Here is a 12,394-nt window from a genome sequence, read left to right on the forward strand (position 1 = left end):
TTGAATTTTTTGCTTCGTTTTTGTTTCAAGACAAAATGAAGAAGAAAGAAGCTTGGAAGTAGAACATAGAAAACTTGTAGGAATACCAATTGTTAGCGTTTTAAATAGATGAAAAAATCTCGATGAATCAATGTGTATCATAATTCATCGAGATTTTTTTCAATAAAACATTGTGAGGATTAATATTTGTCTGAGAGTAAACGAGTTATTCTCCTTGACCTAAAGAGAACCCTCTTACATCATCAAATTCATAAAGATTTTCCGTTTTAATAACGTCATAACCCATGTGATGTAAAATGGATTGGAGTGCTAAAATATGCTCAAAATCAATGAGCTTATAATCTGGTTCATCTTTATTGATTTTGGCGTTGGTACTTACAAATCTACATCTCCAATGGTCTGTACAATAGGTCTCACTAAGTCCTTCAGGATACACTTTTACACCTCTATTTGTGATCATTTTAAGTTTTAATTGATAAATATTTAGTTTGGAAAGTGCAAAACCAAGTTTGTTTGGGTCGTCTTCTTTCCAGTCAAGAAAAACATCAACTCCAACCAATTCTTTGTGCTGCTCTTTTCTGCTATAATCTGGAATTTGAATGCTATCTTCTCCACTTTTTATATGGCTTGCCTTTAAAAGATTGGGTGTGCGACCCAGGTTAGAGATAATGATATTTGAAAACTCTTCTGTCCCTACTTTTTTTCTACTGACGCCTTCTCTATAAATATCTGCGGTATGATAACCTTGCTCAATGGTACATAACCAAGCATTTTTGATTTTATCTCCAATCTCAGGTTGTCCAATATGTGCCAGCATTGAGATCGCTGCATTTAAAAGCCCTGAAGGATTTGCCCTATTTTGCCCTGCAATATCAGGGGCAGAACCGTGGATGGCTTCAAACATGGCGACTTCTTTTCCGATATTAGAAGAACCACACATTCCTACTGAGCCTCCAATTTCAGCTGCGATGTCTGAAATAATATCACCATATAAGTTTGAGGTGACAATGACATCATAGTCTTCAGGTTGGGCGGCAAGTTTCGCTGATCCTATATCAATAATTTGGACATCATTTTCTATTTCAGGGTATTCAAGAGCTATTTCATCAAAAACTTTATGAAATAAACCATCTGTGATTTTCATGATGTTGTCTTTTACCATGCAGGTAACCTTTCTTCGATGATAGACTTTGGCATATTCAAAGGCATATCTTATAATTCTCTCACAGCCTGGTCTTGTGATTAGTTTCAGACATTGATACACATCTTGTGTCTGTCTATGTTCAATTCCAGCGTATAAATCTTCCTCATTTTCTCTGATGATGACTACATCCATATTGGGGAAATGAGTAGGAATGAATGGAGAGTAAGCTTCTACGGGCCTTACATTGGCAAATAATCCCAGAGTTTTTCTTAATGTCACATTAAGGCTTTTATATCCTTTTCCTTGAGGTGTTGTAATAGGTGCCTTTAAAATTACTTTATTCTTTTTGATGATGTCCCAGGCGTCGTCATCTATTCCTGCTGTTTTGCCAGAAAGATAGGCTTTCTCACCAAGTTCAATAAATTCGGGCTCAATTTCAGCTCCAGCTTTTTCTAGTATTCTTAAGGAAGCCTTCATGATTTCTGGTCCGATACCATCACCAGAGGCAACAGCTATCTTAACAGGGGTCTTGATTTTCTTTTCTTCTTTTTTACTTATTAATTCTAAAGTGCTCATGTGCAATAGGTTTTAATGGTTACATGACAAATATGAAGAATTTTAATCATAAGTTTTTATTTATACTTTTTATGATAAGCATAATATATTTTTATTTATATAAATTTAAATCAAAAAAAACCGCCTTCATTTATCATGAAGACGGCTCTGAAAAGGAGTGTGTATTATTTTAGAAACTTAGCTTTAAGCCCATGCTATAAGTGGTTCCGAGTCCATAGTAAACTTCTGCTGTTTGCATACTATGATCAAATCCATCTGTTGCATCTGAAATATATTTTTCACCAAAAATATTATCCACATTGGCGGTGAAAAGTGTATTTACATTACCGATATCGAATCTGTAACTTAGGTTTAAGTCAACAATGTTATAATCTGGAATTTTCCATGAGTCACTTTTATCATCTTGATTGCCTCTTCTTGTAGGATCAAAGTCTGAATAGTTATTGCCAAAGTAGTTATAGTCAACCCCTAATTTAAAGCCAGTAAGGAATTCATAAGATAAACCTACTGCAGCGGTGGTTTGTGCTGCATTACCTACTTTCAAACCAGCAATATATACGTTTACAGTATCTACTGGATTCTGGTTTTCATCAAATATAACAACACCTTCAACATCATTGTCCCATGTCCAATCTCCGATGGATGCCATTGCAGTAATGGTTAGCTTTTGGGTAGGCTGAAAACGTGCGTCAAACTCAAAACCCATGTGAGTGGCATTTACCCCTAGAAGGTTCGCGAAACTATCATTTTGTTGGCCGTTGTCGGGATCAGCAGGAATGGTTCGAGTAAAGGCACGATCCATCCATTTTGTATAATAGAAGTTGCCATTCAAGGCCCATTTAGAATGTCTATATCCATAACCAACTTCTACAGAGTAGATCTTCTCATTAACCGCATCTTTATTACCTTCATTTCTAAAGTTAGGAAATACAGTTCTGAAGAAAGGAGCTCTTGAAAGATATCCCGTATTTAAAAAGACATTGTTATGTTCGTCGATATTGTAGTTCAAACCCCCTTTAATACTATAACCTAAGAAATTGAAACTGTCTGATTTTTGATTTTCAGGAGTGTAATTAAAGTAATCATATCTATAGTAAGTGGTATTAGAAAGTGCTGCTGAAACAAAAGCAGCAAGATTGTCATTGGAATATTCTAATTGTGCAAAACCACCGACCCAATATACTTCACCATCATTATTATAACCTACTTTCTGTCCCTCAACGGCTTGCTTATTAGGTTCGTTAATGTCATTATCGGAAGCAAAGAAACTACCACCTAGAAGGTCTACAACTTCTTGATAATGTAGTCCTTTGTAATATCTAAAGTCTACACCACCTAAGAAAGTTAAACGATCGGAGAGTTGGTTGTCATATACAGAAAGGATTCCATACCAGTTGTGATTATTGACCGATGCTCTTAAAATAGTTTCAGAACCTGTTCCATTTAATGTGTCACCAGCTACGTTTTCAGCTCTGATTCTTTCCCAGTCAAGTAAACCATCGTTTCTTCTGTAATTGTCATCAAAAACTTTACCTGCACCGAGTGTTCCTGTTCCTCCACCTCGGCCAATGGAAACATAAGCTGAAGTAGATAAATTAGAATGGTCATTGATGGTCCAGTAGTGGTTTAATGATATTTGAGGTTTATGGTAATAATTAGTATTTAGATTATACGTTTGTCCATCTAAGTAACCCCAGTCAGGATTGGCTTGGATACCATAATCATCATAAAAATCTATCGTTTTTCTTGTTCTACGTTGTCCGTGTGATTGAGGTGCTCCAAATGCAGTAAATGAAAGTAAGTGATTGGAATTGATTTCCTTTGAAACGTTTAAGAAGTAGGAGTAACCCTCAAATTGAGTGGCATCTACCCATCCAAGGCCAGTAGTTCTTGATCCCGAGAATGTAACAGCCCACCCATTGTTCATCTTACCAGTTGAGAGTGTTAGACCAATTTTTTCTCTTCCATTATTACCCACTCCATAGTAAATATTTCCACCTTTTTCTGCATCGGTAGTTTTAGTAAGAATATTAATAGTACCACCAATGGAAGGGACGGCTACTTTTGAAGCCCCAAGACCTCTTTGCACTTGCATAGATCTTGTTACATCCGAAAGTCCGGCCCAGTTGGACCAATAGACATTGCCATTTTCCATGTCATTTACAGGAACGCCGTTGATCAATACTGCTACATTGACATCACTGAATCCCCTAAGGTTGATTCGTGAATCTCCAAAACCACCACCTTGTTTGGTAGCATAAACACCTGGTGTAGATTTTAAAATTTCGGGGAATTCTTTTGTGCCAAGCTTTTCTTCAATAGCTTCAGACTTTACAGTTGAAACCGCCACAGGAGTTTTACGGTCAATGGCAACGGAAGCAATGACTTCTACCTCTGCCAAACCTATTGCATCTGAACCCATGTATTGAGTCCCTAAGTCTTTTTCACCTCCATTTAAAGTAACTTTTTGCTCGACAGACTGTAAGCCGACAAAAGATATAATTAATGTTACATCACCTGTTTTTGAAGTTTTGAGGGAGAAATTACCATCGAAATCTGATGTAGTACCAATTGTTGTGCCTTTAATTACTATCGATGCACCAATTACAGGCTGGTCAACATCTTGTTCAATAACAGTTCCTTTAATAACAGTGGTAACTTCTTGGGCATAAAGCGAAAGACTTGCTATTATGGAAAGAAGCAGCAATGTAGCCTTTTTCATATGAAATAGTTAATTAAGAATTGAAGAGTAATTTTAATAGTTAATTTCTGAAAATTTCCTCTTTGAAAATTTTAACCTAATATAAATATTAAAAAGTAGTTCTTTGTTAGGAGGGTGTATTGTTTGCGGAATAATAAAACGATAACATGATATAGTTACATGTTGGCTGAGATTTTTACTATAATAATTGGTATGTAATGTAAGTAATTGATAATAAAGAAGGTAAAACAGGGGAGTAGTGTCAATTTAAAAAAGTTCTTCAGATGTAACTTTCATTGAGAAATACTTTTAATTAGTCACTTAACATTGATAATGTAAAAATGTGTATTCCTTAGTATCCTTATTAAATGGAACAAAAAAATCCCTGGAACTTCAATTTCAAATTCATGAAAAAGATTTTCCAGGGATTTAGAGCTTGTTTGGAACATGCTCTTGTATATCTATACTATAATCAGATTATTGGCGTACCCAAGTCTCTGAAGCTGCATCATAGATGAAGTTTCTAGATACAGTGTTAGTACCATTGTCATAATACTGGTAGAATACACTTACTTCTTGATCGGCAACATTAATGTCCTCATAGTTCTCTTTCAAGATATGATTAATTTTTGCATCAATCACGTTTTCAACAGCTGTACCTTCAGGGTATTCGCCTTCTACGTTATCATAGTAACCGAAGTTGTTGTATTTGTCATCACCAGTTAACTTGTAATCTTCCGTTTCAAGTTCAATAACGATAGCTTGTGATAAAACCCAAGTTGTTTCAGCATGCTTATACTTGAATTTGTCCATATTAGAAATTTCTTCTGCATAAGGAGCAACTTGCTTCCACATGCTATTCATAAATGTATACTCTACAATATGCTCGTTAGTACTACCGCTGTAGTAGTCATATTTGATTCTTAAATTATCACCTTCTTGAGCGTAAGGATATTTGTTAGTTAAGAATCTCGGTAGGTAATTCTCCTGAGGTGTTGAGCTTGAGAAGTTAGGGTATTTGAAACCAAAACTATCATAATCAGCTTGTTCTAAAATGTAATAGTCTTGTGTTAAATCTTCTTCTGCAATCATTTTCCAAACTTGTGCTTCCTCATTCTCGAAGAAGTTAGTGTGCTCTGTGATATCACCTCCAATTTCACCTACTTTATAAACAGCTGCACTTTGTGTGTCTTTTACTTGATCAGGATACTTAGTATTAAAGATAGTTGTAACTTTTGCTTCAATATCATCAGCAGGTAAGAAGTGATAAGCACAACCTTTTAAAGTATCTGCTTTGAACACTAGTGTATCTGTATAAGATTTACCGTCATACACATCAAAGATTACAGCAGTAGATTTTGTTCTGTCAGCTTTACGTTGTGTCACAAGAACATCACTGATCATCGCTTCAATTCTGCTTGAATAAGTGTAACCTTGGTAAGAGCCTTCATCAAAATCATCATCGCTGAAGTTGGGATATCTAAAACCTAAGTAATCATAATCAGCTTGTTCTAATATGATTTCTACATCAGCATCTTCAAATTTCAAAGTGTCGATTAACCAACCTTCACCTTCTTTACAAAACTCATTACCTGCAATTTCATAATCTGAATCAGTAAAGAAGCTTTTTGGTGTCATGTTTTTTGCTTCAACTGTGTAAGACACCTCTACCACTCTACCATCTGTATGACTATTTGCTTGATAGTTCTCATCAAGATATGAAGGGATAAATGCTTGAGCTTCTTTCATACTGAAGAATACTTGATCATCAGCAGAGATTTCAATAGAAGCAGGGATAGCATCGTTGTCTCTTTGATCACGAAGATCATCTTGAACTGAGTCATGTAAATCCTTGTAAGGGTCACATGAATAAAGACCAGCAGCAACGGCTAAAATATATAATATTGATTTTTTCATTTTTCTAATTAATTGGCGTGTTGATTAGAATTTAAGTTTCATACCCATATTCCAAGTTCTACCTGAACCATAGAACACTTGTGCAGTTTGAGCAGTGTGATCAGAACCATCACGAGCATCAGATACATATTCAACATTCAATAAGTTGTCTACGTTACCGTAGATTGTAGAGTTGAAGCTTCCGATTTTGAAGTTATATCTAACGTTTACGTCAACAATGTTGAAGTCTTTCATCTTCCAAGCTTCGCTTCTGTCTTCAGAGTCATTACGACGAGTAGGATCAAACTCAGCGTAGTTGTCACCAAAGAAGTTGTAGTCAGCTCCGATTTTCAAACCTTTCACTAATTCGTAGTCTAAGCCAAGAGCAGCTGTAGTTTGAGCGGCGTTACCAACGTGTAAATCTTTGATAAATACATTTACTGTTTCAACAACTTGATTGTTTTGGTCATAAATTGGAATATCCACTAAGTCATTATCCCATCTCCAATCACCAATTGATAGCATACCAGTAAATGATAATTTGTGGTTTACTTTATATCTAGCATCAAACTCAATACCTTGGTGAGTTGCATTTACACCTAATAAGTTGGCCGTGAATTCTTGGTTTACGCTTCTTGTGAATGATCTATCTTTCCATTGTGTATGGTAAACGTTTACGTTTGCATTGAACTTAGCAGAACGGTAACCGTAACCTAATTCGAATGATAAGATTTTTTCATTTTCAGCTTCTTTGTTACCGTCGTTTGTGTAGTTAGGGAATACAGAACGGAAGAATGGAGCTCTTGAAATGTAACCTGTATTGAAGAATACATTGTGGTTGTCAGTCAAGTTGTAGTTTACACCACCTTTAACATTGAAACCTAAGAAGTCATAGTTGTCAGACTTTTGTTGGTCTGGCGTATAGTTGAAGTAGTCGTAACGGATGTATGTAGTGTTTGAAACTGAACCTGAAACGAATGCAGATAAACGATCTTTAGAGTATTCTAACTGACCAAATGCACCTAACCAGTATACTTCTCCATCATTATGATAAGCAACTTTATCACCAACAACTGCTTTTTTGTTAGGGTTGTTTACATCGTTAGTTTCTAAGAAGAAATTACCTCCTAATAGATCTTCAGCTTGACGGTAGTGCTCACCTAAGTAATAACGAACGTCTAAACCTCCCATAAATGTAAGGGCATCAGTAAGTTTGTTGTCATAAACTGATAGTGCACCAAACCAAGTGTGGTTGTTAACAGATGATCTAAGAATAGTTTCAGCACCTTCGCCATTTTCAGCTAAAGCAATGTTTTCATCTCTAATTCTTTCAAAATCGATCAAACCAGCAGAAGTTCTGTATGCTTCAGTATCTTTTGAAGTACCAAGGAAACCAGTACCGCCACCGTTACCGATAGATACATAAGCTGAAGTTGAAAGGTTAGATTTTTCATTAATTGTCCAATAGTGGTTTAATGAAATTTGAGGTTTATGATAGAAGTTTGTATTCAAGTTATACTGTTGACCATCTAAGTAACCCCAATCTGAGTTGTAAGTGATACCACCATATTTTTGGTAATATTCAATTTCTCTGTAAGTTCTTCTTTGACCGTGAGTTTGAGGAGCACCAAATGCTGTGAAAGATAGCATGTGGCTTTTGTTGATTTCTTTAGAAACGTTTAAGAAGTAAGAATATCCTTCGAAATCTGTTGCATCAACAAAACCTTGTCCTTTTGTTCTTGATCCTGCAAAAGTTACGGCAAAACCATTATCCATTTTACCTGTAGATAATGTTACTCCAATTTTTTCTCTACCATTGTTACCAATACCGTAGAAGATGTTACCACCTTTCTCTGCGTCAGTAGTTTTAGTAAGAATGTTGATAGTACCACCAATAGAAGGTACAGCAACTTTAGAAGCACCTAAACCTCTTTGTACTTGCATTGATCTAGTTACGTCAGATAAACCTGCCCAGTTTGACCAATATACAGTACCACTTTCCATATCGTTAACAGGAACACCATTGATCATTACGGCAATGTTTGCAGAACTAAAACCACGAAGGTTAATTCTTGAATCACCGTATCCACCACCTTGTTTTGTAGCATAAACACCAGGTGTAGATTTTAAGATCTCAGGAAATTCTTTTGTTCCTAATTTTGTCTCTATTGATTCGGGATTGATTGTTGATACCGCAACAGGAGTTTTACGATCGATAGCAACTGAAGCAATCACCTCTACTTCTGCTAATCCAATAGCATCAGATTTTAAATTTAAGTTACCGAAGTCAATTGTAGTACCATTAAGGGTAACTTCTTTTTCGATTGAAGTGAAGCCAACAAATGAAATTACAACTGTTTGGGTTCCACTTTTTGAAGTTTTTAATTTAAACTCTCCATCGAAATCAGAGATTGTACCAGTAGTTGTTCCTTTTAGTACAATTGAAGCACCGATAACAGCATCACCAGTAGCTTCGTCGATAACTTTACCTTCAATAGTTGTTGAAACCTCTTGTGCGAAAAGAGATAATGAAACTATGAATGATAGAAGTAACATAAACGACTTTTTCATAAAAGAATAAGTTTGTTTAATTAGATAAATAAATTTGAATTAGATTTCGTGGGCAAAGCTATGTTATATTTTCACAATAATTACCATAATTAATACAACTTATTCTATGATTAATTACATAGTGTTGATAATGAGGTAGTTATAACTACTAAACAAACGTTAATTCATGTGTGCGTAACATTGAAATTTTAGTAAATTAATATAATTTAATTCAAATGTCATCTGATTAATTCTATTTATAGGAGTTTTTACGAAATAATATTCTGCAGAATGGTTAATTATAATGTTAAATCATTATTTATTAACATAATGAGTAAATATTCATTTAAAAACTATTAAAAGTCGCTTTTTTACAGAGGGAAAGTATTTGTAATTACCTCGATTTTAACACTCAATTGTACTTGATTTATTTGTAATAGTTTGAATTTGAGGGAAATATATAATGTATTACTTGTTTTCTTTGATAAGAAACTCTTAAAGCAGTTTTTAAATACAATAAATCATAGTGAAATCAATCATTTGGATTATTTGAAGATAAATAAATTGGTTTTTTCTATAAATGTTACTAAGTGTATGATAAAAATATGATTATGGAGTCTTTTAATGTTCGTTGTTAAACAACTGTAAAAACTATACTGTGTTATCTTCTAGAGTTTTTAATTTGATGTTAACAGTGGAAATAAACGTTTCTGTTTGGAGGTGAAAAATATTTGGGCAAAAAATAACCCTCCCAGTTACCGTCGTAACTAGGAGGGACCTATAGCTTATAAAAGACTAATAATTAAGAGATCTTAATTATTTGTTGTCTTTCATTTGACTTTTCAAGTTTGCAAGAGCATCTAAATCACCTAATGAAGTAGTTGCCTCTTCGTTTGAAGCTGCAGCAGGCTTAGCACCTTTTTTAGCAGCACCACCTTTCTTAGGAGCGGCAGTGTTAGCAGCAGATTCGTTGTAAACGTGAACGTGAGAAAGGATGATCTTCTTGTCCTCTTTAGAGAATTCTAAAACTTTGAAGTCTAATGACTCACCAGTTTCAGGATTAGATCCGTCCTCTTTCTTAAGGTTCTTAGAGATTGAGAATCCTTCGATACCGTAAGGTAACTCGATCACACCACCTTTATCTGACTTAGAGATAATAGTACCTTTATGTACAGAATCAGGAGTAAATACTGTTTCGAAGTGTTCCCAAGGGTTCTCTTCTAACTGCTTGTGACCTAACGCTAAACGACGCTCTTCAGGGTTGATTTCAAGAACAACAACATCTAATTTTTCACCTTGTTTGATGAATTCAGATGGGTGCTTGATTTTCTTAGTCCATGAAAGGTCAGAAACGTGTACTAAACCGTCGATACCTTCTTCTAACTCAAGGAATAAACCGAAGTTAGTTAAGTTACGAACAACACCTGAGTGCTTAGTACCTACAGCATACTTCTCTAAAAGATCTTTCTTAGTCCAAGGATCTTCAGTTAATTGCTTGATACCTAATGACATCTTACGCTCGTCACGATCGATAGTTAATACAACTGCTTCGATTTCGTCACCAACTTTGATGAAGTCTTGAGGGTTACGTAAGTGTTGTGACCATGACATTTCAGAAACGTGGATCAGACCTTCAACGCCTGGCATGATTTCTAAGAACGCACCGTAATCAGCAACGTTTACGATTTTACCTTTAACTTTAGCTCCAACTTCAACATCAGCACCAAGAGAATCCCAAGGGTGTGAAGTAAGTTGTTTCATACCTAATGAGATACGCTTCTTATCATCATCAAAGTCAAGTACAACAACGTTAACTTTTTGGTCAAGCTGCAATACTTCCTCTGGATGAGAGATACGTCCCCAAGAGATGTCTGTAATGTGAAGAAGACCATCTACACCACCTAAATCGATGAATACACCGAAGTTTGTCATGTTTTTGATCACACCTTCCAAGATTTGACCTCTTTCTAGGTTGTTCAAGATGCGTTGCTTTTGCTCCTCCAAATCCTTCTCGATAAGGATCTTATGAGAAACTACAACGTTATCGTTAGCGTAGTTAATTTTAACTACTTTCAATTCCATCTTCTTACCTACAAATACGTCGAAGTCACGGATAGGCTTCACATCAATTTGAGAACCTGGCAAGAACGCCTCGATTCCGAAAATATCAGTGATAAGACCACCTTTAGTTCTACGCTTAACAACACCTTCGATAACAACGTCGTTATCAAGAGCATTTTGGATATTCTCCCAAGCGCGAACGATTTTTGCTTTTCTTCTAGAAAGAACAAGTTGACCGTTGTTGTCTTCTTGTTGCTCAACAAATACCTCAACTTCATCACCTACTTTTAGGTCTGGAGTGTCACGGAATTCGTTTGAAGGAACTAAACCATCAGATTTGAAACCGATGTTTAATACTACATCACGGTCAGTAATAGATACTACAGATGCTTTAACAACTTCTTTTTCATTAAGTTGGTTTAATGTACCTTCGTACATTTTAAGCATTTCTTCTTTTTCTGCTGCTGAGTAACCATCGCCGAATGCCGATTGTGAGTTTTCAAACTCGTCCCAGTTGAAGTCTTGTGATTGTTCTGACATAATAATTATGAGCACTGTTTACGCTCTTACGCTAGTGCTATGACGCAAGAGATTTATGATTAAATTATTAATGAAAATCCAGAGCTTGTACGTGGATTAACAACTGTCTTACAGAGCTAGTACGTGTAATTCAGCACGCAAAGGTAGGAAATTAATTTTGTAATCGGAAGAATTGAAGAGGATTAAAGCGTTAAGGAGTAATAATAAAGCAAGAAATATCTAACTTTGGGTATTCATAAACTAATCATAAACATAAAATGAAAGCAAATTATAGTTTGGAATGGCTTCAAAACAAAGTCAACAATAATGAATCTGTAAAATATCTCTTCTTTTGGGGACATACTAAATCAAAAAATCAGGAAGTAGGTAATTTCTGTTTTAGTCAGTGGTTTGAAAGTGACTTTGAAGTGGATGGTATTACATTTAAATCTACTGAGCATTGGATGATGGCTCAAAAGGCAAAACTATTTAATGATACGGAGATTTATGATCAAATTATCAATTGTAATAAGCCTGGTGAAGCCAAAGCATTAGGAAGGAAAGTAAGAAATTTTGATGAATCTTTATGGAAACAGCATCGATATGAAATTGTCACCAAAGGAAATATTTATAAATTCACTCAAAATCCAGCGTTAGGTCAATACTTATTAAGTACTCAATCGAGAGTTTTGGTAGAAGCAAGTCCTGTAGATACTATATGGGGTATTGGTTTGACGAAAGATAGCGAGAGTGCAAATGATGTAAATAGCTGGAGAGGATTAAATTTGTTAGGTTTCGCTTTGATGGAAACTCGAGACTTTATTAATGAGATAGGTTTTGATATTGAGAAGGTGAAGAAAGCTCTTTCTGAATCCGTGACGAAATAAAGAAGTATTCCATCATTAGCCCACGACTTAAATTGTGGACTGATGATGGTTAAGAAATAT

The 12,394-nt window shown here is 35.3% G+C and carries 6 protein-coding genes; 1 reads left to right on the top strand and 5 read right to left on the bottom strand.

Annotated features, from left to right (window positions below):
* Positions 1 to 205: 205 nt before the first annotated feature.
* The 5 genes from AVL50_RS19720 to rpsA form a co-directional block, all read right to left on the bottom strand.
* Positions 206 to 1,720 carry an NADP-dependent isocitrate dehydrogenase gene (locus AVL50_RS19720; protein ID WP_062618204.1) on the bottom strand — a complete coding sequence of 505 codons (1,515 nt, stop codon included), beginning with the start codon at positions 1,718 to 1,720 and terminating at the stop codon, positions 206 to 208.
* Positions 1,721 to 1,889: 169 nt separating this feature from the next.
* Positions 1,890 to 4,442, bottom strand: a complete 2,553-nt coding sequence (locus tag AVL50_RS19725) for a TonB-dependent receptor (protein WP_062618205.1) — start codon at positions 4,440 to 4,442, stop codon at positions 1,890 to 1,892.
* A 456-nt stretch (positions 4,443 to 4,898) separates the two neighbouring features.
* Positions 4,899 to 6,338: a hypothetical protein gene (locus AVL50_RS19730; RefSeq protein WP_062618206.1), complete on the bottom strand. Its 1,440-nt coding sequence runs from the start codon at positions 6,336 to 6,338 to the stop codon at positions 4,899 to 4,901.
* Between the two features lie 24 nt (positions 6,339 to 6,362).
* Complete coding sequence (locus AVL50_RS19735) at positions 6,363 to 8,888, bottom strand: TonB-dependent receptor (protein ID WP_062618207.1); 2,526 nt, start codon at positions 8,886 to 8,888, stop codon at positions 6,363 to 6,365.
* A gap of 795 nt (positions 8,889 to 9,683) precedes the next feature.
* On the bottom strand, positions 9,684 to 11,468 hold the full coding sequence (gene rpsA, locus AVL50_RS19740) for a 30S ribosomal protein S1 (protein WP_062618208.1): 1,785 nt from the start codon (positions 11,466 to 11,468) through the stop codon (positions 9,684 to 9,686).
* Between the two features lie 257 nt (positions 11,469 to 11,725).
* On the opposite strand from rpsA, the gene AVL50_RS19745 reads away from it, so the two are divergent.
* Positions 11,726 to 12,334 carry an NADAR family protein gene (locus AVL50_RS19745; protein ID WP_062618209.1) on the top strand — a complete coding sequence of 203 codons (609 nt, stop codon included), beginning with the start codon at positions 11,726 to 11,728 and terminating at the stop codon, positions 12,332 to 12,334.
* Positions 12,335 to 12,394: the final 60 nt, after the last annotated feature.

It is taken from the genome of Flammeovirga sp. SJP92 (assembly GCF_001583495.1).
Taxonomy (GTDB): domain Bacteria; phylum Bacteroidota; class Bacteroidia; order Cytophagales; family Flammeovirgaceae; genus Flammeovirga.

Excerpts from the sequence above, each read along its gene's own strand:
- AVL50_RS19730 (WP_062618206.1), bottom strand. The coding sequence starts at position 6,338 with ATGAAAAAATCAATATTATATATTTTAGCCGTTGCTGCTGGTCTTTAT.
- AVL50_RS19735 (WP_062618207.1), bottom strand. The coding sequence starts at position 8,888 with ATGAAAAAGTCGTTTATGTTACTTCTATCATTCATAGTTTCATTATCT.
- AVL50_RS19725 (WP_062618205.1), bottom strand. The coding sequence starts at position 4,442 with ATGAAAAAGGCTACATTGCTGCTTCTTTCCATAATAGCAAGTCTTTCG.
- AVL50_RS19720 (WP_062618204.1), bottom strand. The coding sequence starts at position 1,720 with ATGAGCACTTTAGAATTAATAAGTAAAAAAGAAGAAAAGAAAATCAAG.
- rpsA (WP_062618208.1), bottom strand. The coding sequence starts at position 11,468 with ATGTCAGAACAATCACAAGACTTCAACTGGGACGAGTTTGAAAACTCA.
- AVL50_RS19745 (WP_062618209.1), top strand. The coding sequence starts at position 11,726 with ATGAAAGCAAATTATAGTTTGGAATGGCTTCAAAACAAAGTCAACAAT.